Origin of the sequence: Mucilaginibacter phyllosphaerae, assembly GCF_004378255.1 — a bacterium.
Lineage (GTDB): Bacteria > Bacteroidota > Bacteroidia > Sphingobacteriales > Sphingobacteriaceae > Mucilaginibacter > Mucilaginibacter phyllosphaerae.
Genome location: NZ_SNQG01000003.1, coordinates 566,917 through 586,871 on the forward strand (window position 1 = coordinate 566,917; position 19,955 = coordinate 586,871).

Below are 19,955 nucleotides of genomic sequence, written 5' to 3' on the forward strand. Positions count from 1 at the left end.
TCAATCTGTTTGTCTAAAAGAATTTATTATGCAAATTTTATTATCGAAAAGCCTGCGTCGTTTAAGCAGGCTATACAGCCGTGCCATCGTTAAAGTCCTGCCTGATCTTCGCCTCGAACATTACGCAGAGATCATCCTTTTATTGGCTTCCACGCAGCATACTCCAACCCACAAGGAGCTTGCTGAATTATTTCAGGTAGATAAGTCGCGTATTGCGGTGCTCATTGAAGGGATGACCAAAAACGGCTTTGTTTATACGGAACAAAATGTAGCGGACCGGAGGGCTCATTTTATCTATCTGACCAACAGGGGTAAAGAAAGTGTACCCAAGATACAGGAAGCTATAGAGCAAGTAAATCATATGATCAACAAGCAAGTCGACAAAACGCATTTGGATCATTTTTATGAAACACTTTTTAAGATGCAGTCAAACTTAGTTGACATCGCACTTTAGCTGTAAGCGACAGGAGCGTTAGAAGTAATCACTTCTGTCGAAGTCCCTGAGCACGTATACAGTAGGCAGCTTTACTGACGCATTATGCCGGGTGATTATTATCGGATGCTGTGGTTTATTTTCATAAATGATCGCTCGTATACTATAAAAAATTAATTTATGATTGCTAAAGATCTCAGAAGATTAAGCAAGCTATATGTAAAAGTGCTTGCTTTACACCTTCCGCCACCGCACACAGAATATATGGCTGAGGCAATGTTATTTATTTCCGGCAGCGCGGGGTGCATGAAACAAAGGCAACTTGTAGATTTTATGGAAGTTGACCGGAGAAGTCTGATGCCAATGCTAAAAGAGCTGCTGGACATAGGTTACCTGCTTGCTACGGAAGATCCCGAATGCAGGAACGAGTATCTTTTTTCGCTGGCCGAAAATGGTAAAAAAGTCATGCCTCAGATTCATGAGGCGGTTAGCGCCGCTGAAAAGATCATAGAAGAAAAACTTGGGGAATCCAGATTAAGTTTGTTTAAAAAGGAGATGGTTCAGATAGAGGTAAGCCTCAAAAGCAAACTGCTTGGTTATGAATTTAAAAAGCCATAAAAAGCTTCTAACCTGCGTTGAGTTAGATTTCGGTAATCCGTAAGATATATACATGGTAGCCCATCAAATTAATTGTTGCAATTCGAGGTTATTGAACAAAGTGCTTGTATCGCACCAGTCTCCTGACGGAACAAATTTTAATAATGAAGGTTGTATAACTTTAAGTGTGGATATGACTACTCAAAATAACATTGATAAGCCAGTTGCCAACCCCGGTGACCATCTGGCTAATGAACGGACTTTTTTAGCCTGGATCAGGACAAGCATTGCTTTAATGGGTTTCGGCTTTGTGGTGGTTAAATTCAGCCTGTTCATCCGGCAGCTCGCTTTGATTTTACCCGGTAAAGTGGTTTTACCAACCAAAGGGTATTCCTCTGAGATCGGTATCTTGTTGGTCGCCATTGGTGCCGCTATGGCATTACTGTCATTTTTCCGCTACCGTTCAACTGAAAAGCAATTGCTGGATCACGCTTATAAACCATCTTTTTTATTATCCGTTTTCCTGACAGCCTCCATTTTGGTTATTAGTGCTTTATTGATTTATTATCTTTTACCAAGTATTTAATATCGTCAATCATAACTTTTGGTTATTGAACATCACGTTTTGCGATATCACAAGCAGCTATTTTGACTGTACCTTTGATATATCAATCAAAGAGGACAGCAACAATGGAAGACCCGGATTTAGAAAAAGAGCTCGTTAAAACGATAATTAAAATGTCACGTTATACAATCTACATCAGTTGTATCGCGGTCGCCTGTATGGTTATTGTCATCGTTTCCCTGTCAAACATGGGGTCAAACAGCCCGGCGGTAATAGAAGCAACAGCGCCCGTTAGTACTACTATCCCGTCCACTGAATCCTCCGCCGGTACTACGCCGCGGTCTATTTCGGCTGATGCCTGGAAAGCTCCTGACGAAAGTACCATTCCGGCAGGCAAAGCAGGTGATGCCATTCGGTACGGCCGGGAGCTGATCGCGCATACCGCCCAATACTTCGGGCCTAAAGGAAGTGTAGCCATGATCACCAACGGGATGAATTGCCAGAATTGCCACCTGGCAGGCGGTACGAAACTTTTCGGTAACGATTATGCCGGGTTCATCAGCAGCTACCCCAAGATGAGCGGCCGAAGCGGCAAGGTTGAACCAGCTTCGGAACGCATTGCAGAATGCTTTGAACGCAGTTTAGCGGGCAAGGTGCCCGATACCGCAGGTAAAGAAGTACAATCCATATTGGCCTATATGAAATGGATCGGCAAGAGTGTAAAGAAAGGCCAGAAGCTATTTGGCAGTGCAACTGAAAAAATTGCTTTCATGGATCATGCGGCCGACCCTGCAAAAGGTAAAGAGGTATTTGTAATGAAATGCCAGAGCTGCCACGGCTCCAATGGTGAAGGCCTTTTGAACGCAGATAAAAAGACCTATGCCAACCCGCCACTATGGGGGAAGCATAGTTATAATGATGGTGCCGGGATGTACCGCTTAACCAACCTTGCCGGATTTGTCAAAAACAACATGCCTTTCGGAGCAACCTATCAAAGCCCGCAACTAACAGATGAAGAAGCCTGGAACGTATCTGCCTTTATCAATACACAACCCCGGCCGCATAAAGACCAGCACAGGGATTGGACCGACCTGAAGAAAAAACCTCTCGATTTTCCGTTTGGCCCTTATGCCGATGGCTTCAGCGAAAAGCAGCACAAACTCGGTCCTTTTAAACCCATCAAAGACGCACAAAAAGAATTAACCAGTAAAAAATCATAAACAAATAGAAAACATGAAAAAGTACGCTTTCCTACTCGCAGCATTCGCGCTGATCGCTTTTGTAAAACCTGCCACAGCGCAACAAACAGATCCGGCCACCTTTACCGGTGCCGAAGCTAAACTTAAACATTATAATGCTTTATACATCCTTAACTCTAATGATGAGAAAAGGATCAAAGGGACGCTGCGTAATATCGACAACGCGATTGAAGATCCACGGCTGAAAGGTAAACTGCATGTCGAACTGGTCGCTTTTGGTGATGGCGTAGCCGTATTTATGAAAAACGGTGCTTACGAACAGGCTTTGAAAGATCTGCAGGCCAAAGGGGTAATCTTAGCACAGTGCAACAACACGATCAGGGAACGTAAAATAGACAAGGCCGATCTTTTCCCTTTTATTTCCTATGTGCCCAGCGGCAATGGCGAGATCATTATCCGTCAATACGAAGGATGGGCGACCGTACACCCGTAATCCATATCACCAATTCAGTTTAAATAACAGCTCATGAAATATCTTCAGATAATATCCACAATAGCCATAATAATCGCCCTGGGTGGCCAGGTAAAAGCACAGGATCACCGCTTTGATCCGCCGTGGAATACCCCGCCGGAAAGTAAGGTCATGTTTACCGTGCCCGGCGTAGATAACGTACCCGATCTGTTCGGCGACATTATCGATCCGCAGTTAGTCGTATTCTTTGCCGGGAACCAGTTCATGTGCATAGACGACCTGATGGCAGCTTTTAAAAAGGAACACCCGCAATACCAGCGCATTTTTGCGGAAACTTTACCGCCGGGAATTTTAGCCAAGCAGATCATCGGTGGCTCCATCACCATCGCCAACATGCGCATCACTTTAAAACCGGATGTTTATACCGCTGGTAAAAGCCGCACCGACCAGATGCCGGAATATTTCAGCAGAACAGAACCTTATGCTTATAACCGTTTGGCCATTATGGTTCAGAAGGGCAATCCAAAAAATGTAAAAGGACTGAAAGACCTGGGCCGTGCGGATGTACGGGTCAGTATGCCGAACCCGGAATGGGAAGGTATTGGAAAGCGCATTGAAGAAGCCTATGTATTAGCCGGAACAGAAACTTTGCGTAAAACGATCATGGAAGACAAAGTCAAGGATAGCACTACCTACCTTACGCAGATCCACCACCGCCAAACACCCATGCGCATTTTATACAACCAATCGGATGCGGCACCCGTATGGTATAGTGAGGCTTATTATCAAATGATGATCAAACACCCTACAGACCTGGTAGAGATACCTGCTAAAGAAAACATCAACGCCACTTACGTTGCCGGGCAAATGAAAAATGCACCGCATTCACAGGCAGCGAAAGATTTTATGGATTTTTTGATCAGCCCGACGGCCAAAGCGATTTACCGCAAATACGGATTTACAACTAAATAAGATGAGAAAATATATGTTATTGCTGATCGCCACCATAGGTTGCCTGTCAGTTTTCGCCCAAACCGATACCCTGCATGTTTATGGCCCTGGTGGCCCGCTATCCGCCATGCAGGATTGTGCTAAAGTGTTTACTACAAAAACTGGCATCCCGGTAATTGTGGCGGGAGGTCCAGAGCCTAAATGGTTGGCGCAGGCCGGGCAAAATGCCGATGTAATTTATGGTGGTGCCGAGTATATGCTTACGCAGTTTATTCAGGCCCATCCGGGCATGGTTGATGCCAGTACAAGAGTAGAGTTGTACAAAAGAAAAGCTGCCATTTTGGTCAGACCGGGAAACCCTAAACATATTGCAACGCTGAAAGACCTGACGAGGCCAGGGGTTCATATTTTAGATGTGAACGGCGCAGGGCAGTTTGGATTGTGGGAAGATGTCGCCGGAAAAGAGGATTTAATCGGAAGTATCCAACAAAATATCGCAGGATCATTCGCCAATACTGCTTTAGGTATAGAGGCCTGGAAAAAAGATAATACCTATGACGCCTGGATCACTTATGCATCTTGGCATGAAAATTTGAAAACGATCACTCAAACAGTAGAATTACCGATATCATTGCGTTTATACCGGGGTACGCCGGTAGCAATAACTACTAACAGCAAGCATGTTGCGCAGGCTAAACAATTTGTTCAGTTCCTAAAAAGTACGGAAGGTCACACGATATTTAAAAAATGGGGTTGGGAATAAATCAATAACTTTACATTATCAATCATCTATAATGGTGATGAAAACAGTGCGATTTCATGATTGATTTTTGAACAACAAATCAAACAGATCATGAAAACTTTACAAAATTTAACACATTACCAATTTTCAGAACAAACCTTTGCTTTAGGAGAAAAGATCATTAATGTAAGCATATACATAGCAGCTTTTGCATTTATGATATTTCCTTTTGCTATACTATTTTTAAGATTATGTTAGACTTCCGCCTCCAGGTATTTTATACTGTTGCCAAACGGCTCAATTTCACCAAAGCTTCAGCTGAATTGTATATCAGCCAGCCCGCGGTTACCAAGCACATTAAGGAACTGGAAGCGGAATATAAAACCAGCCTTTTTGAACGGAGTGGCAATAAAAAAATAATATTGACCCCGGCGGGTGATATGTTACTGCAATATGCAGACAAACTCTTAGCTATTTACAAAGAATTGGAGTTTGACATGAACTTGTTGGTGAAACAACATATGGGTACGTTACGTATTGGTGGCAGCAATACCGTTTCCCAGTATGTTATACCACCGGTTTTAGCCCAGTTTCATCAAAGATTCAAAGATGTGCAAGTCAACTTGGTTACCGGCAACACTGAGCAAATAGAGCAGGCACTGTTAAACAAGGAAATTGACCTCGGTATTGTAGAAGGAATACACCGAAACCCACAGATTAAATACCAGGAGTTTATCGCAGATGAATTGGTGTTGGTGTGTAGTATCAAAAATAACACGATCAAAAAAGATGCTATTAAACCGGAAGAGTTAAAAAGTTTGCCGCTGTTATTACGCGAGCCGGGATCAGGTACGCTGGATGTTATTGCCCACGCCTTAAAACCCTTTGATATCAAAATTGCCGATCTTCAAACAGAAATGCAATTGGGTGGAACCGAAAGCATCAAATCTTATTTAATGCACAGCAATTGCTTTGCTTTCCTTTCGGTACAATCCATTTTAAACGAGTTAAAAACCAATTCCCTCAAAATAATAGATATTAAAGACCTAACCATTGAACGCCCGTTTTATTTTATCCAGCCGCACGGCCAACCAGCGTCACTGGCAGAATTATTCATGCGTTTTACGAAAAGCTATAAAGCGATTTGATCATCATATCTTTATCACGATGAAATTATTTGGAACTATTTTAGAAGAGGATTTACGTGCCAACAGCCAGCTGAAAACCCTGCCGGCCGAAACGGTGATGATGCAATCGAATAGTTATATCCGATCCATTCCGGTGGTGCTATCCGGCAGCATGCGTGTAATGCGCGAAGATGAAGATGGCCGCGAAATATTGCTTTACTATATCAAACCAGGCGAAAGCTGCATTATGTCTTTTTTAGCCGGGATACATGAAGATACCAGCAAAGTCAAATTGGTGGTGGAAGAAGATTCCGAAGTATTGATGCTACCTATAGCCAAAGCCAGTGAATGGATCAAGGTATATCCGGAATGGGCCGACTTTATCTTTAAACTTTATCATAAGCGTTTTGAAGAATTGCTCGAGGTGATCAATGCGGTTGCCTTTCAAAAGTTAGACGACCGGATCGTTTCCTTGCTGAAAAGAAAAGCGAATGTTTACGGATCGAATGAGTTTAGTATAACCCATCAACAACTGGCCGAAGAGTTAGGTACCACGCGCGAGGTAGTTTCCCGACTGTTGAAACAAATGGAAAAACAGGAATTAATTACGCTTTCCAGAAATAAGATCTCTTTAAATATCCCTCTGTAACATAGGTCACCAACCGTTAGCTGCGCAAGCGCTATTTTTGTTTCCATGGAAATAGCAGGATACGCATTGGCAATTTTGATCGGCTTATCATTAGGTCTCATTGGCGGTGGCGGCTCTATCTTAACCGTGCCCATCCTGGTTTATTGCTTTAAGATAGACCCCGTGATAGCAACCACTTATTCGCTTTTTGTGGTTGGTATAACCAGCTCGGCAGGTGCGCTAAGCCATTACCGCAAAGGTAACATGAATTTTAAAATAGCTTTTGTATTTGGTATTCCATCATTAATAGCTGTATTCATCATGCGTAAATGGGTGATGCCTGCTGTGCCGCATCATTTGCTCAATATTGGTTCGTTTGAACTTACCAAGCCAGTCTTATTAATGCTTGTTTTCGCGATGTTAATGTTGGCCGCTTCCATTTCGATGATCAGGAAGAAAAAAGAAATTTTAGTTTCCGACTCACAGTTGAGCTATACCAAATTGGTGATCCAAAGTATTATAGTTGGCATCATCACCGGTTTTGTAGGCGTGGGCGGTGGCTTTTTAATCATTCCATCGCTGGTTTTGTTTGCCGGTTTGTCCATGAAAAAAGCCGTGGGCACATCCTTAATGGTAATGACCATCAGTTCATTGTTAGGCGTATTGGGTGACGTAAGCCGGCATGCCCCAATCGATTATAAATTCTTATTGCTGTTTTCAGCATTTGCCATAGCCGGAATTATAACGGGCAGCTATTTAACCAAATATATAAGCGAAACAAAACTAAAGCCTGCTTTTGGCGGGTTTGTGTTGCTGATGGGCATATTTATATTGATCACAACTTTAACAAAATAATATGGATATCATTAAACAACCCTTGGCCCTGGTATGTGGCAGGTCCCCTGATCGGGTTGATCGTACCAGCTTTATTACTTTTAGGTAATAAAACTTTTGGTATTTCCGGAACGCTTAGACAGGTCTGCGCTGCCTGCATCCCCGCCAATATTTCATTCTTTAAGTATGACTGGAAAAAGGAGAGCTGGAATCTTTTTTTTGCAGCCGGAATTATTATAGGCGGCTTTATTGCTACCTACCTGCTGTCAAACGCCGGGCAGGTAAATATCAATCCACATACGACAGCGCTGCTGCAGCAGGAAGGTGTCAAGGATTTTAGCGGTTTATTGCCGCAGGATATATTCAGCTTTAGTCAGCTGTTCACCCTGCGTGGATTTATTTTTATTGTTGTGGGTGGTTTCCTGGTTGGTTTCGGAACCCGGTATGCGGTAGGCTGCACTTCAGGCCATGCCATCATGGGGATATCTTCTTTACAGTGGCCATCTTTAGTGGCAACCTGTTGCTTTATGATCGGCGGATTTGTGATGACCTGGTTCATTTTACCTTATTTATTACAGTTATGAAAAATGTCAAATTCTTAGTAGTAGGGATGCTCTTCGGTATTATCCTCGTCAAATCCGAAGTGATCTCCTGGTTCCGGATACAGGAAATGTTCCGCTTACAAGCCTTCCATATGTATGGGATCATCGGTAGCGCCATAGTCGTAGGCATCATTTCAATTCAGCTCATCAAACGGTTTCAGTTAACGACCATACACGGAGAAAAAATTGTTATTGCTGACAAAACATTTCATTGGGGTAATGTCTACGGTGGATTGATTTTCGGTTTAGGCTGGGCAATAACCGGAGCTTGTCCGGGACCGCTTTTCGCCGAGATCGGCAGCGGCTTCTTCGTAATTATAGTTACGCTGTTAAGCGCGATTGCGGGAACTTGGACTTATGGTTTATTAAGGGAGAAATTGCCTCATTAATAATAGATAAAATGAAAATCGAACAATTTGAAGATAAAGGGCTATCGCACTATTCCTATGCCATTTTGAGTGAATGTGACCGCCAGATAGTTTTGATAGATCCATCAAGGGATGTAAGTCAATATTTGGCTTACGCTGAGAATAATGGAGCGAGGATTATCGGCGTAATTGAAACGCATCCGCATGCCGATTTTGTAAGCGGGCATTTAGAATTGCATCAAACCACTGGCGCGACTATTTTTTGTTCTGCATTAGTAGGCGCAGTTTACCCGCATCAAACTTTTGATGACGGGAATAGTATCAGTTTTGGCAAGATCACATTAAAAGCGTTAAACACGTCCGGCCACTCTCCCGATAGTATCTCTATCGTATTAACACACGATGGTAAAGACAAAGCGGTATTTACAGGTGACACCTTATTCATCGGTGATTGCGGCAGGCCAGACCTGCGTGAAAGTGCAGGTAATCTAACAGCTAAAAGGGAAGAATTGGCAGCAAAAATGTATCATTCACTCCGGGAAAAATTAATGGTGCTGGACAATGAAGTAATTGTTTACCCTGCGCATGGGGCTGGAACACTCTGTGGTAAGGCATTAAGTGAAGCCAACAGCAGTACCATTGGCGCTGAAAAATTGAGTAACTGGTCGTTACAAAATATGACTGAATCGGAGTTTATATCTATGCTTTTGCAGGATCAGCCCTTTGTACCAAAATATTTCCCGTTTGATGTAGAATTAAATAAACACGGCGCAGGAAACCTGGCGCAGGAAATTGCAAATGTTCCGATTGGCCATCCTGAAGTATTAAACAGCAGTATTTATATCATTGACACACGGGCTGAAAAAGAATTTAAAAAAGGGCATCTTCCGGGGTCGATTAACCTGCAAAATGGCGGCAAGTTTGAAACCTGGCTGGGGAGCATTATTGCACCGGAGGAAGCTTTTTACCTGGTTGCAGAAAATGAGCAAATTCTCGAAAGCCTGATTTTGCGCTGCGCGAAGATTGGCTATGAGCATTTTATAGAGCGGGCATTTGTTTTTCAGGCAGGAACAGCAATAATGGATACTACTGATTTACGTAGGTTTTCAACGAATCAAACAGAATATACCATTGTTGACATTAGGAATACTGGAGAAGTGAAGGAACACCCGGTATTTAAAAATGCCATCCATATACCGCTTCCCGAATTAAGGGAAAGAGTTTCGGAAATACCCTTTAATAAACCCATAATTGTACATTGCGCGGGTGGCTATCGCAGCGCGGCTGGCAGCAGTATCATTAACAATGCTTTTGGCAATAAAGCAAAAGTCTATGACCTGGGCGAAGCCATTAAAGATTTTTTATAGCAATGGATAAAAAAGAACATTGGGAAAAGGTTTACCAAACCAAATCGCTGACCGAAGTGAGTTGGTATGAACCCGTACCCGAAACGTCGTTGAATATTATTGCCAGTCTCAAATTATGTAAAAATGCTGCCATCATTGATATTGGTGGTGGCGACAGTTTGTTAGCTGATCATTTGTTAGCATTGGGTTATACCAATATTACAGTGCTCGACATATCAGCAGCAGCGATTGAAAGGGCAAAATTGCGTTTAGGGCCAAGAGCCGCTTTAGTTAAATGGATCATAAAGGATATGCTCCTGTTTACCGGATCTGAAAAATTTGATCTCTGGCATGACCGCGCTACATTTCATTTCCTGACAGACCTACAAGACCGGCATATATATTTAGATATTGTAAACAGAAATCTAAAAGAGAAAGGCTATTTGATAGTCAGTACATTTGCGTTAGACGGACCTGAGAAGTGCAGCAATTTGCCCGTACATCAGTTTTCTGAATCAACGCTCTTCGATGTGTTCGGCCTTTATTTCACAAAGATAAATTGCTTTGAGAAAGAACACCCGACTCCCGTCCTTACTTTACAGCAATTTCTATATTGTACGTTTCAAAAAACAATAACTTTTGGTTATTGATCATCGCTTTTTATGATAAAAATGACTTGTAAGAATGATGGATCTTTGAGCATCAAAAGACAAGATTATGCATACTCAACAACATCCATTAACTTCTAAAACTGCCGGACTACTGATCAATTTGAATGAAAACAGCCGTAAGATTATTTTTATAATTTGTGTAACCTTATGTCTAACCCCGTTTATCAGTCCGGCTATCGCCTTATTGATGGGTTTAGTGATCGCCCAATTTACAGGGCATCCTTACTTGCATCTCAATCATAAAGCTACGCATCTATTATTGCAGATTTCTGTAGTTGGTTTAGGTTTCGGCATGAATGTGCATAGTGCCATGCAAGCCGGAAAAGAAGGGGTTTTATTCACAATTGCTTCGATCACCGGAACCTTGATTTTCGGTTATTTCATGGGCAAGTGGTTAAATATTGAAAAGAAAACCTCTTATCTGATCTCTGCCGGTACCGCCATCTGTGGTGGTAGTGCCATTGCCGCAATCTCACCGGTGATCAAGGCTGAAGAAAAGCAAATATCAGTCGCCCTTGGCTGTGTGTTCATACTGAACTCGATAGCTTTGTTTATTTTCCCGATGATCGGTCATCATTTTAACCTGTCACAAACGCAATTTGGCTTATGGTGCGCGATTGCCATCCATGATACCAGTTCAGTAGTAGGTGCCGCGAGCAAATACGGACCACATGCTTTGGAAGTAGCCACCACCGTTAAATTGGCCCGCGCTTTATGGATCATCCCGGTGGCGTTTATGTCGACTTTCATTTTCAAAAACAAATCAAAAAAAATCAGCATTCCTTACTTCATCGGTTTGTTTGTTCTGGCCATGATCGCCAACACTTACATCCCTGCCACTAAATTGATCAGCCCTTATATGATCATGATCGCTAAGGCTGGTTTAACACTTACCCTGTTTTTAATTGGTGCAGGTTTATCCAGAAAAGTATTGGTATCAGTTGGGTTCAAACCTCTGTTCCAGGGAGTCGTGCTTTGGATCGCCATTTCCTGTGCCGCTTTGTATGCCGTGATGCACTTGGCCTAACTGATGAGTGGTGGTACAGCCCACAAATTTCATCTGTTTTTATTACGCCAAACTGGGTTCTATGCACTTCCCCTTGGGATTTTTTAAAAATCAAATTATCCTGCTAATCGCTTCAAATCTTTAAGAAAATGGTTCGAGATTATTCCCCTACGGGCTACGAAGCCGCTTTACGAAAGTAGGGCGGCTTTTTTGTTTTTGCAACTCTTAAAAGATGCCCTATTATATTTAAATGAACATTTTTACTTTGAATAGTCTTCCACTGTGTGTTTTGCAAGGAGATACAAAAAGTCTAAAATTTCTGTAACTTGTTTTTCATTTGTTACAATATCATTTTTTATTCAGTACCTGTATTGCTTTAACAACTGTCGTTCTTCTTACTGTAGCTTTGACCATTGGATTTTTATGATCATCTAAATATTGCTTTAGTTTCTAATTTTTTTAGGATCTGGTTCAATTCATTAACCGATATTCCTGTGGCGTTTTGCCAACCCTTTGTTTGAAAAGACGTGCGAAATGCTGCGGATATTTAAAGCCCATGCCGTAAGCTATTTCGCTTATTGATTTGCCTGCGTCAAACATTCGTTCCTTCGCTGCATCAATTATTTTGTTTTGAAGGTATTCCTGAGCCGATTGCCCCGTTTCCTTTTTTACCAGGTCGCCAAAATATTTTGGCGAAAGATGGAGTTCTTCAGCACAATAAGCTACGGTAGGGAGGCCTATCATCGCTGGTTTATCCGATGTGAAGTAATTATCCACCAAGCTTTCGAACCTTGTTAAGATATCTCTATTAACATGTTCACGAGTGATAAACTGCCGGTCATAAAAGCGCTCACAATAATTCAGTAACAATTCAATATTGCTGATCACCAATTTCTTGCTATGCCTATCTATTGACCGTACTAATTCTCTTTGAATTTTGTAAAAACAGTCCAGCAAGTCGCTTTTTTCCCGTTCAGAAACATGCAGGGCTTCTTGGATACTATACAAGAAAAAATGATAGTTATGAATGTGTTTACCTAAACTGGTGCCATGGATAAAGTCGGGATGAAAAGCCAGCGCCCAGCCGTTTGGTTGAATTAAAGTATCTTCCTCATCAAAGCCCGCCAGTTGCCCCGGCGCAATAAATATGATCGTTTCTTGCTGGTAGTCATAATGGCCCCGCCCATACAACATATCGGCGCATTTTTCTTCTTTCAAAAACACAACATAAAGCCCCGAGAAAAAGCGGCTCATTTTGATCATCTTTGATTTCGACTGATCCAGAACAGTTACCAAAGGATGCAGAGTCTCTTGTCCCCGTTCCGTGTTGAATTGGGTTACGCTATCTAATTTGATGATCTTATTCATATTCGATATTCAGCTTACTCAAAATTAAGTATAAGTAATCCGGTTTTTCTAAAGCCAATAGATAATCTGGAATATTGGTTGGTATTACAGGAATATGTGTAAAGATCAGGTAGATAAATTCCAAGACCTTTGACAATGAATTAAACATGATCATGAAAAACATATTCCTTTTACTTACAGCTATTGTTTTTACTTCAATAGGCATTCATGCACAATCAAAAACGGATATAGCAAAGATTAAAACCATAAAAAAATACCAGGCGAAGGCACCTACAACGCAACCGTTCGGTAAGGAAGCTTTTGCCAAATCAAACAATACTACTATTCGCTGGCTGGGCATGGCCGGCTTCCTGGTCAACAGCCGGGGAACCACATTCATGATCGACCCATTGCTGGAAGGCTATGATATGCCTTTGCTGATGAAATTTCCGATCCTGCCTAAAGAGGTGCCGCATTTGGATGCTGTATTTGCCACTCATAGTGACAACGACCATTACAGCGTGGAAACCTTCAAAGACATCGCTCCTGTAACTACTGCATTCTATTCGACGATCTACGTAGATTCTCTAATGAAGAATGATGGTCTGAAATCTTTTGGATATCCCATCGGCGGCAAATTTAAATTCGGAAAAGTAAAGGGCAAGCTGATCCCGGCAGACCACGCCTGGCAAAATGCCTATCCAAGGCCGGGTCAAAGACATTTTGCTCCGGGTGATGCTTGTGGGTTCTGGTTCGATACGCCGGACGGTACGATCTATGCCACCGGGGATTCCCGCCCAATGGAAGAACAGTTGCATATGCCTGCGCCGGATGTGATCCTGCTGGATTATTCTGAGGACGCGCAATGGCACCTTGGACTCGAAGCCTCAGCAAAACTGGTTAATGCTTATCCAAAAGCCACAGTATTATTAGGGCACTGGGGTTTTGTTGACGCGCCGGACTTTACACCATTTAACGGAGATCCGGCAAAATTGAAGAAACTGGTTTCTAACCCAGAACGGATCAAAGTACTTGCACCCGGCGAACCTTTTGTTTTAAAAGCTGTCGGGAACTAAACAAAGAATTTGGTAATGAAGAACGCATAGGTAAGCTGGCTTCTGTGTTTGCCGGCCTGGCTATATTTATCAGTTGTTTAGGACTGTTTGGCATGGCATCATTTATGGCTGAACAGCGGGCTAAAGAAATAGGTGCACGGAAAGTGCTTGGTGCCTCTGCGTTCGCCGTGTGGCAATTACTATCCAAAAACTTTGCCATAATGGTTTTTATTTCCATCATGATAGCCTCGCCTGTGGCTTATTATTTCATGCCCAAACCGAAATCATTCAAAGTAAATTTAGATCCCTCTCGAAGGAGAGGACAGGAAGGATCTCTTACCCTGCCATACAGGCCTTTTCTTTAATGGCCAGGCTCATCAGTTTGTTTTTAAGCAGTGTGCGTGCGCGGTACAGGGTTGTGCGCGATAGTAGTTCGGTCATGCCTAATTTGCTGCTGATCTCCTGGTGAGAGAAACCTTGAATGGCATACATATCAAATACCGAGCGATAGGTAGCAGGCAGTTCCTGCACCATATTCATCAGGTCGCGGGCTTCTAAACCGTTATCGTTGTAGCTGTTGCTCACCGGGATATTCTGTTCTGCAAAATCATCAACCAGTACAACGCTTTTGGCTTTACGGTAACGCGAAATGGCGCTATGTACCATAATCCGGCGGATCCACCCTTCCAGGCTTCCTTCGCCGCGGTAATTGGCCATGTTTTTAAACATTTTAATGAAACCTTCCTGCAGTATATCCTGTGCCTCATCTTTATCTTTAGCGTAGCGCATGCAAACCGAAAGCATTTTAGGCGCTAATACTTTATATAACATTTCCTGTTGTTTACGGTCATTACGCAGGCACCCATTCCAAAGTGTTTGTAAGCGGTTATCGGCGGTGGTCATCATCTTTTTGTTATTTATTATACATTGGCCTGTGCCAAAATGAATCCACTTTTATAAGTATTTTATTATCAAATACTTATAATTTAAAAAGCACTGCAAGGTGTACGATAGCGTACGGTTGATGTTCCGTACCCGAACAATCAGCTGGCACTATGTTTAATTACAATCAGGTTTTAGCCGCGCACAAAAAACTGCCAGCAGATAAGTATCTTTGCAGCATCCGGGATAAAAACCCGGCATTACAGCATGATAAAAGAAGTAGAAATTGTTTGCCCTCCCGGGCAGCAGGAAGATGAAGCAATTTTAACAGGTTTAGCTTCGGCCGCAGCAAAAATACCGCAGCAAAAAATCAACGGTATCAGGGTACTCAAGCGCTCTATAGATGCGCGTGGCCGCAAAGTGCTTTACCGCATGCAGGTAAGGCTGTTTGTGGATGAGCCCGTACAAACCGAGATCTATAACCCTCAATATAAAAATGTAAAGGATGCCAAAAGGGTTATTATTGTTGGTGCAGGCCCGGCAGGCATTTTTGCCGCTTTACAATGCATTGGGCAAGGCCTAAAGCCTGTAATACTGGAGCGTGGCAAAGATGTTAAACAGCGCCGCCGCGATCTGGCAAACATCAATAAACAGGGGCTGGTTAACCCCGAAAGTAATTACTGCTTTGGCGAGGGTGGCGCAGGTACCTACTCTGATGGGAAACTTTACACCCGCAGCACCAAACGCGGCGATGTGAATAGCGTATTAAAAACCTTTGTGGCACATGGCGCAACCGAAGACATTTTAGTGGATGCCCGTCCGCATATAGGCACCAATAAACTCCCGCAGATCATCACCGCCATGCGCGAAAGTATTTTACAGGCAGGCGGCGAGGTTTTGTTTGATACCAAAGTAACTGCCCTGCTGGTTGAATTTGGCAAGATAAAAGGGGTGCAGCTATCCAACGACGAAAAGCTTTTTGCTGATGCCGTGATATTGGCTACCGGCCACTCCGCGCATGATGTTTTCAGGATGCTGCACAGCCAGGATATTCTGATAGAGGCAAAGCCGTTTGCACTTGGGGTGCGCATAGAGCATCCGCAGGAAATTATTGACCGCGCCCAATACCATTGCGAATACCGCGGACCAGACCTGCCCCCATCTTACTATAGTTTGGTTGAGCAGGTAGAAGACCGGGGCGTATTTTCGTTTTGTATGTGCCCCGGCGGCATCATTGCGCCTTGCGCCACCGCGCAGGATGAGATTGTAGTGAACGGCTGGAGCCCAAGCAAACGGAATAACCCCTTTGCCAACTCGGGCACGGTAGTGCAGATAAATATGGAAGATGTCAAAGGGGATCTGAACGACCCTTTTAGGATGCTTAACTTTCAGCAGCAGGTAGAGCATTTGGCCTTTAAGGCTGGCGGCGGTAACCTGGTTGCCCCAGCCCAGCGCATGGTTGATTTTGTGGAGGGGCGCGTATCTGCCGGCCTGCCCGGAAATTCTTACCTGCCGGGATGTAAAAGTGTAGATTTGAAAGAGGTGCTGCCCCACTGGATCCACAACCGCTTGCGTAAAGCGCTGCCTGCTTTCGGCCATAAAATGAAAGGCTATTATACCAACGAGGCCATACTGGTAGGTGTAGAATCGCGCACATCGTCACCCATTAAAATACCCCGAGATCGTGAAACCTTTCAGCATCCGCAGGTTGCAGGCCTGTTTCCATGCGGCGAAGGTGCGGGCTATGCAGGCGGCATCATTTCTGCAGCTATAGACGGGGTAAATTGTGCCGATGGTGCAGCAAGATATTTTAACTGATCCTGATAAGGATAATAGGCCTTGCGGTTAAGTCCCCTGCTATTCAATTGATGATCAAAATAATCTCCAACACAAAATACCGTTTGATATTCGGTGTTGGAGATTCAATTCAGTACTCTGCACTATATTATGCTTTAAACCGCTTCACCGTTTCTGTTAAATGGGCCAAGTGGTGGTTGCTGTGCCAGGCATATATAGCCAGGTTTTTTTCCAGTGATGTTACACTGCCCGATTCAGGGTGAATAAAAGTACGGCTCCATTGGTCTTCGGTAAAACTTTCAAACAGGGCCACCAGGTGCTGATGGATACCCTCCAGCATTTTAATAGATGGTTCTACCGGCAGGCGGTAATCGGGCTGTATGGCCCAACCGGCCTCGTCATATGGTTTTATGGTGGGGTTATCTTCGGTAAGGGCCAGCTTAAACCGGCATAACGAGTTCATGTGGCTATCGGCTAAATGGTGTACAACCTGGCGCAGCGTCCAGCCGCCGGTGCGGTATTGGGTATCCAGTTGCTGGTAATTTAAGCCGATAATTGCCTCGCGTACCCGGCCGGGCAAGGTGGCAATATCATGTACCCACTGGCGTTTCAGGTCGTCGGTATAGCTAACCGGCGGTGCAAATTTACCAATAGGGTAACGCATTTGTTCATCTGTCATTTTTAGTTTTATATAAGCGTATAATTATTATTGTTGCATAAGTAATTGCCCTAATTTAGCGTTTTACAGTTATTTTGCCCCATCAATGATCAAAAAGTTACTCGTGTTATTGCTGATGCTTAATTGCTCATCCGTCTTTGCCGAAACCATTCGTACGGATGTTTTGGTGGTGGGCGGTGGGGCAAGCGGTGTTGCAGCAGCCATACAAAGCGCGCGCAGCAATGTAAAAACCATGCTTACAGAACAAGGCCCATGGCTGGGTGGCAGTATAACGGCGGGCGGTATGTGCATACTTACAGGTAACCGTAACCTGGCATCGGGTATCTATGCCGAATTTAGGGCGCGTGTACGCGATGTTTATAAAATGCGATTAGGGTATGATACCACGCGTAATGCTCCTTTAGTGTTTGAGCCGGCTACCGGTGCGGCTATCCTCAAAAAAATGGCGGATACAGTAAAAAATCTTACTGTTAAAATGAATACCCGTTTTACCTCTGTCAAAAAAGAGGGTACCGGCTGGGTGGTTACGATAATAGAAGGCGGCAAACCGCTTACTATAAAAGCAAAGATAGTTGTAGACGCTACCGAACTGGGCGATGTAGCAGCCGGGGCAGGTGTGTTGCTTACTGCCGGTTTTGATAGCCGCAGCGATACTAAGGAGGCCCTTGCACCACAGAATGCCACTAACCAGATCCAGGATATTAGCTACCTGGCTGTTTTAAAGAATTTTGGCCGCGGGGCCGGCCGCACCATCCCACGGCCCGAAGGCTACGATGCCGGGCAATATGCCTGCCTTAAAAACGCTGATGTTAAAAAGTTGCTGGCAGCTACGGCTTTGCCCAATGATAAATACCTGCTTAACCCCGGCGATTGCGGTAACCAGTATTCGGTAACGAGTAATGATCTGATACCCGAAAATAGGGAGGCTACCTTCCGCAAGGCAAAGCTGCGCACCCTGGGCCTGATATACTACCTGCAAACCGAACGGGGATTTAAAAACCTGGGGCCGGCAGATGATTTCCCAACGGCCGACCATTTGCCTTATCTCCCATTTATCCGCGAGAACCAGCGTTCTGCAGGGCTGGTGCGCATGGTGCTGGATGATATTTATACCCCTTATAACCGCCAAAGCAAACTGTATCGTACCAGTATTGCCGTAGGCGATGCCTTGCCTGGCCATTATTACAGCGCAGCGGGTGTGCCAACGGTAAATTATCCGCCATTCCCGGCGTATAGCATTCCGCTGGGCGCCGTGGTAGTAAAGGACCAGGAAAATTTGCTGGTTACCGAAAAGGCGCTGTCGGTAACGCACCTGGTAAATGGCAGCGTAACCGACCCCGCCGTGCAGATGGCGATTGGGCAGGGTGTTGGCGCTACCGCCGCCTATTGCGTGTTTTTTGAAACCACCACCAAAAACCTGCGCCCCCGCGTGATACAGGGCGAGATATTGGATCATAAGGGTATGCTGATGCCTTTTGCCGATATTAAAACTACCGACCGCGATTACCGCCCCATACAGCAGGTAGGTGCAACCGGGATGCTGCAGGGAATTCAAAAGGCTGCAGGCCAAACCGCAGAGGTTTTGTTTATGCCCGATACCGACGTACGTACCGATGAGGTGCAACCCCTGATGAATGAGTTGTATGCACGCGCTTTTTTGTGGTTTAATAAAGAAAAACCCGGCGAGTTGTTTACTGTGGCCAACCTGTTGAGCTACATTAGCGAAATGACCCTGCGCGATCCTAAAAACCTACAGTTAGAAACCCGTAAAGCCTGGAAAAGCTATTATCATTTCCCTGCAGAATTTAACCTGAGCCGCCCTGTAACCCGCCGCGAATTTGCCGTGCTGGCCAACCGCTTCTTTAATCCATTTGCACGCAAGGTAGACATCAGCGGCAAAATGGTAAATTAGGGTTTGATGGTTGTTAAAAAGGATCTTTGACGGAAATAGATGCTATCGATGGCTAAAGCTGAAAATAAAAACAACCAGATACGCCGGTTTGTTGTTGTTATAAACAAAAGACTATGCATACCGCCGCAGATAACATACCGCCGCAAACCGAAGGCGAACATAACGACTTTATACATTTTGCCGATTGCGAAACTGTTGAGGAGGCACATCAGTTATTTTTATTGGCTAAGGACAGGCTGAAAGATATATCACAATGGCATGTATTTAGCGGGCCGCATTCGGCAAAATTTGCTATCACAGATACCAAGGGTGCCGAAATTTACAAGATGGCCCAAAAAGGCGACCTGTTCTCTATCGATTTACCTTTGCCTACGCCGGGTTCGCTGGCCGGTGACGGTAAGGAATGGGTACGGATAGAAGCGATGGAAGAAATTATTGATGCCCACGCCGAAAGCGAATATTTAACCATGACTATCAGGCCGGTGGCAAACCCCCGCCACCCGGATAAGGCAACAGCACATTTTTTTAGCCATGCATCAACCAATACCTTTATTGTAGAACGATATTTAAACCACGTTAGCGCTGCAGTTTACGGCCGTAACGAAATGCCCAATAACAGCGGCACCGGCTTATACGATACGGTGCGTAATACCATTGTTGCACTTGGCGCCCGTAACGGCCTTTCCGGCCCGCAATGGCAGCCCCTGGTTAAGGGCCTTTTAAACAGATAGCTTTCAAACAA

The 19,955-nt window shown here is 44.1% G+C and carries 24 protein-coding genes and 1 pseudogene; 22 read left to right on the forward strand and 3 right to left on the reverse strand.

Annotation, left to right across the window (positions count from 1 at the left end):
- Window positions 1–28 precede the first annotated feature (28 nt).
- The 17 genes and pseudogenes from E2R65_RS10835 (at window position 29) to E2R65_RS10905 (ending at window position 11,562) form a co-directional block, all read left to right on the forward strand.
- Window positions 29–454: a MarR family winged helix-turn-helix transcriptional regulator gene (locus E2R65_RS10835; RefSeq protein ID WP_117383535.1), complete on the forward strand. Its 426-nt coding sequence runs from the start codon at window positions 29–31 to the stop codon at window positions 452–454.
- 159 nt (window positions 455–613) lie between these two features.
- Window positions 614–1,051, forward strand: a complete 438-nt coding sequence (locus E2R65_RS10840; protein WP_133300226.1) for a helix-turn-helix domain-containing protein — start codon at window positions 614–616, stop codon at window positions 1,049–1,051.
- 172 nt (window positions 1,052–1,223) lie between these two features.
- Window positions 1,224–1,616 carry a YidH family protein gene (locus E2R65_RS10845; RefSeq protein ID WP_117383533.1) on the forward strand — a complete coding sequence of 131 codons (393 nt, stop codon included), beginning with the start codon at window positions 1,224–1,226 and terminating at the stop codon, window positions 1,614–1,616.
- 152 nt (window positions 1,617–1,768) lie between these two features.
- Window positions 1,769–2,815, forward strand: a complete 1,047-nt coding sequence (locus E2R65_RS10850) for a c-type cytochrome (protein WP_229704640.1) — start codon at window positions 1,769–1,771, stop codon at window positions 2,813–2,815.
- Window positions 2,816–2,828: 13 nt separating this feature from the next.
- Window positions 2,829–3,287: a DsrE family protein gene (locus E2R65_RS10855; RefSeq protein WP_117383531.1), complete on the forward strand. Its 459-nt coding sequence runs from the start codon at window positions 2,829–2,831 to the stop codon at window positions 3,285–3,287.
- A gap of 33 nt (window positions 3,288–3,320) precedes the next feature.
- Window positions 3,321–4,238 carry a molybdate ABC transporter substrate-binding protein gene (locus tag E2R65_RS10860; protein WP_117383530.1) on the forward strand — a complete coding sequence of 306 codons (918 nt, stop codon included), beginning with the start codon at window positions 3,321–3,323 and terminating at the stop codon, window positions 4,236–4,238.
- A gap of 1 nt (window position 4,239) precedes the next feature.
- The gene (locus tag E2R65_RS10865) at window positions 4,240–4,980 is read left to right on the forward strand and encodes a substrate-binding domain-containing protein (RefSeq protein ID WP_117383529.1); all 741 of its coding nucleotides are present in this window, start codon (window positions 4,240–4,242) and stop codon (window positions 4,978–4,980) included.
- A 90-nt stretch (window positions 4,981–5,070) separates the two neighbouring features.
- Window positions 5,071–5,217, forward strand: coding sequence for a hypothetical protein (locus tag E2R65_RS19615; protein ID WP_158285256.1), 147 nt, complete (start codon window positions 5,071–5,073; stop codon window positions 5,215–5,217).
- Window positions 5,211–5,384, forward strand: a pseudogene (locus E2R65_RS20000) (LysR family transcriptional regulator); the annotation flags it as partial. The gene E2R65_RS19615 and the pseudogene E2R65_RS20000, both read left to right, overlap by 7 nt.
- A 15-nt stretch (window positions 5,385–5,399) precedes the next feature.
- Complete coding sequence (locus tag E2R65_RS10870; protein WP_373867795.1) at window positions 5,400–6,107, forward strand: LysR substrate-binding domain-containing protein; 708 nt, start codon at window positions 5,400–5,402, stop codon at window positions 6,105–6,107.
- 19 nt (window positions 6,108–6,126) lie between these two features.
- The gene (locus tag E2R65_RS10875; protein ID WP_117383527.1) at window positions 6,127–6,735 is read left to right on the forward strand and encodes a Crp/Fnr family transcriptional regulator; all 609 of its coding nucleotides are present in this window, start codon (window positions 6,127–6,129) and stop codon (window positions 6,733–6,735) included.
- Between the two features lie 45 nt (window positions 6,736–6,780).
- Window positions 6,781–7,569, forward strand: a complete 789-nt coding sequence (locus tag E2R65_RS10880; RefSeq protein ID WP_117383526.1) for a sulfite exporter TauE/SafE family protein — start codon at window positions 6,781–6,783, stop codon at window positions 7,567–7,569.
- A gap of 5 nt (window positions 7,570–7,574) precedes the next feature.
- Window positions 7,575–8,132 carry a YeeE/YedE family protein gene (locus E2R65_RS10885; RefSeq protein ID WP_394347154.1) on the forward strand — a complete coding sequence of 186 codons (558 nt, stop codon included), beginning with the start codon at window positions 7,575–7,577 and terminating at the stop codon, window positions 8,130–8,132.
- A complete protein-coding gene (locus E2R65_RS10890; protein WP_117383524.1) occupies window positions 8,129–8,539 on the forward strand; it encodes a DUF6691 family protein in 411 nt (136 codons plus the stop codon). Before E2R65_RS10885 ends, E2R65_RS10890 begins: the two co-directional genes overlap by 4 nt.
- Before the next feature lie 11 nt (window positions 8,540–8,550).
- On the forward strand, window positions 8,551–9,885 hold the full coding sequence (locus E2R65_RS10895; RefSeq protein ID WP_134336503.1) for an MBL fold metallo-hydrolase: 1,335 nt from the start codon (window positions 8,551–8,553) through the stop codon (window positions 9,883–9,885).
- Between the two features lie 2 nt (window positions 9,886–9,887).
- Entirely contained in the window at window positions 9,888–10,514 is a 627-nt protein-coding gene (locus E2R65_RS10900) for a class I SAM-dependent methyltransferase (RefSeq protein WP_134336504.1), read from the forward strand.
- A 67-nt stretch (window positions 10,515–10,581) separates the two neighbouring features.
- A complete protein-coding gene (locus tag E2R65_RS10905) occupies window positions 10,582–11,562 on the forward strand; it encodes a YeiH family protein (protein ID WP_117383521.1) in 981 nt (326 codons plus the stop codon).
- A 450-nt stretch (window positions 11,563–12,012) separates the two neighbouring features.
- On the opposite strand, the gene E2R65_RS10910 is transcribed toward E2R65_RS10905, so the two are convergent.
- Window positions 12,013–12,909 (reverse strand): helix-turn-helix domain-containing protein, encoded by an 897-nt coding sequence (locus E2R65_RS10910; RefSeq protein ID WP_134336505.1) that lies wholly within the window; start codon window positions 12,907–12,909, stop codon window positions 12,013–12,015.
- A gap of 152 nt (window positions 12,910–13,061) precedes the next feature.
- Here E2R65_RS10910 and E2R65_RS10915 point away from each other — a divergent pair, with 152 nt between their 5' ends.
- A complete protein-coding gene (locus E2R65_RS10915) occupies window positions 13,062–13,964 on the forward strand; it encodes an MBL fold metallo-hydrolase (protein ID WP_134336506.1) in 903 nt (300 codons plus the stop codon).
- A gap of 44 nt (window positions 13,965–14,008) precedes the next feature.
- Window positions 14,009–14,308: an ABC transporter permease gene (locus E2R65_RS19840; protein ID WP_308472295.1), complete on the forward strand. Its 300-nt coding sequence runs from the start codon at window positions 14,009–14,011 to the stop codon at window positions 14,306–14,308.
- Here the strand turns inward: E2R65_RS19840 and E2R65_RS10925 are convergent.
- On the reverse strand, window positions 14,280–14,849 hold the full coding sequence (locus E2R65_RS10925) for an RNA polymerase sigma factor (RefSeq protein WP_134336507.1): 570 nt from the start codon (window positions 14,847–14,849) through the stop codon (window positions 14,280–14,282). The genes E2R65_RS19840 and E2R65_RS10925 overlap by 29 nt on opposite strands.
- Window positions 14,850–15,092: 243 nt before the next feature.
- On the opposite strand from E2R65_RS10925, the gene E2R65_RS10930 reads away from it, so the two are divergent.
- A complete protein-coding gene (locus E2R65_RS10930) occupies window positions 15,093–16,643 on the forward strand; it encodes an NAD(P)/FAD-dependent oxidoreductase (protein WP_134336508.1) in 1,551 nt (516 codons plus the stop codon).
- A 127-nt stretch (window positions 16,644–16,770) separates the two neighbouring features.
- Here the strand turns inward: E2R65_RS10930 and E2R65_RS10935 are convergent, their stop codons facing one another.
- Window positions 16,771–17,301 carry a YfiT family bacillithiol transferase gene (locus tag E2R65_RS10935; RefSeq protein WP_134336509.1) on the reverse strand — a complete coding sequence of 177 codons (531 nt, stop codon included), beginning with the start codon at window positions 17,299–17,301 and terminating at the stop codon, window positions 16,771–16,773.
- An 85-nt stretch (window positions 17,302–17,386) separates the two neighbouring features.
- Between E2R65_RS10935 and E2R65_RS10940 the strand changes: the two genes are divergently transcribed.
- Together E2R65_RS10940 and E2R65_RS10945 are read left to right on the forward strand one after the other, a co-directional pair.
- Complete coding sequence (locus E2R65_RS10940; protein WP_134336510.1) at window positions 17,387–19,213, forward strand: FAD-dependent oxidoreductase; 1,827 nt, start codon at window positions 17,387–17,389, stop codon at window positions 19,211–19,213.
- Between the two features lie 113 nt (window positions 19,214–19,326).
- Window positions 19,327–19,944: a hypothetical protein gene (locus E2R65_RS10945; RefSeq protein ID WP_134336511.1), complete on the forward strand. Its 618-nt coding sequence runs from the start codon at window positions 19,327–19,329 to the stop codon at window positions 19,942–19,944.
- Window positions 19,945–19,955: the final 11 nt, after the last annotated feature.

What these genes read in the sequence shown, in the direction of transcription:
- E2R65_RS10835 (WP_117383535.1), top strand. Translation starts at nt 29, where the DNA reads ATGCAAATTTTATTATCGAAAAGCCTGCGTCGTTTAAGCAGGCTATAC.
- E2R65_RS10840 (WP_133300226.1), top strand. Translation starts at nt 614, where the DNA reads ATGATTGCTAAAGATCTCAGAAGATTAAGCAAGCTATATGTAAAAGTG.
- E2R65_RS10845 (WP_117383533.1), top strand. Translation starts at nt 1,224, where the DNA reads ATGACTACTCAAAATAACATTGATAAGCCAGTTGCCAACCCCGGTGAC.
- E2R65_RS10850 (WP_229704640.1), top strand. Translation starts at nt 1,769, where the DNA reads ATGTCACGTTATACAATCTACATCAGTTGTATCGCGGTCGCCTGTATG.
- E2R65_RS10855 (WP_117383531.1), top strand. Translation starts at nt 2,829, where the DNA reads ATGAAAAAGTACGCTTTCCTACTCGCAGCATTCGCGCTGATCGCTTTT.
- E2R65_RS10860 (WP_117383530.1), top strand. Translation starts at nt 3,321, where the DNA reads ATGAAATATCTTCAGATAATATCCACAATAGCCATAATAATCGCCCTG.
- E2R65_RS10865 (WP_117383529.1), top strand. Translation starts at nt 4,240, where the DNA reads ATGAGAAAATATATGTTATTGCTGATCGCCACCATAGGTTGCCTGTCA.
- E2R65_RS19615 (WP_158285256.1), top strand. Translation starts at nt 5,071, where the DNA reads ATGAAAACTTTACAAAATTTAACACATTACCAATTTTCAGAACAAACC.
- E2R65_RS10870 (WP_373867795.1), top strand. Translation starts at nt 5,400, where the DNA reads ATGTTACTGCAATATGCAGACAAACTCTTAGCTATTTACAAAGAATTG.
- E2R65_RS10875 (WP_117383527.1), top strand. Translation starts at nt 6,127, where the DNA reads ATGAAATTATTTGGAACTATTTTAGAAGAGGATTTACGTGCCAACAGC.
- E2R65_RS10880 (WP_117383526.1), top strand. Translation starts at nt 6,781, where the DNA reads ATGGAAATAGCAGGATACGCATTGGCAATTTTGATCGGCTTATCATTA.
- E2R65_RS10890 (WP_117383524.1), top strand. Translation starts at nt 8,129, where the DNA reads ATGAAAAATGTCAAATTCTTAGTAGTAGGGATGCTCTTCGGTATTATC.
- E2R65_RS10895 (WP_134336503.1), top strand. Translation starts at nt 8,551, where the DNA reads ATGAAAATCGAACAATTTGAAGATAAAGGGCTATCGCACTATTCCTAT.
- E2R65_RS10900 (WP_134336504.1), top strand. Translation starts at nt 9,888, where the DNA reads ATGGATAAAAAAGAACATTGGGAAAAGGTTTACCAAACCAAATCGCTG.
- E2R65_RS10905 (WP_117383521.1), top strand. Translation starts at nt 10,582, where the DNA reads ATGCATACTCAACAACATCCATTAACTTCTAAAACTGCCGGACTACTG.
- E2R65_RS10910 (WP_134336505.1), bottom strand. Translation starts at nt 12,909, where the DNA reads ATGAATAAGATCATCAAATTAGATAGCGTAACCCAATTCAACACGGAA.
- E2R65_RS10915 (WP_134336506.1), top strand. Translation starts at nt 13,062, where the DNA reads ATGAAAAACATATTCCTTTTACTTACAGCTATTGTTTTTACTTCAATA.
- E2R65_RS10925 (WP_134336507.1), bottom strand. Translation starts at nt 14,849, where the DNA reads ATGATGACCACCGCCGATAACCGCTTACAAACACTTTGGAATGGGTGC.
- E2R65_RS10930 (WP_134336508.1), top strand. Translation starts at nt 15,093, where the DNA reads ATGATAAAAGAAGTAGAAATTGTTTGCCCTCCCGGGCAGCAGGAAGAT.
- E2R65_RS10935 (WP_134336509.1), bottom strand. Translation starts at nt 17,301, where the DNA reads ATGACAGATGAACAAATGCGTTACCCTATTGGTAAATTTGCACCGCCG.
- E2R65_RS10940 (WP_134336510.1), top strand. Translation starts at nt 17,387, where the DNA reads ATGATCAAAAAGTTACTCGTGTTATTGCTGATGCTTAATTGCTCATCC.
- E2R65_RS10945 (WP_134336511.1), top strand. Translation starts at nt 19,327, where the DNA reads ATGCATACCGCCGCAGATAACATACCGCCGCAAACCGAAGGCGAACAT.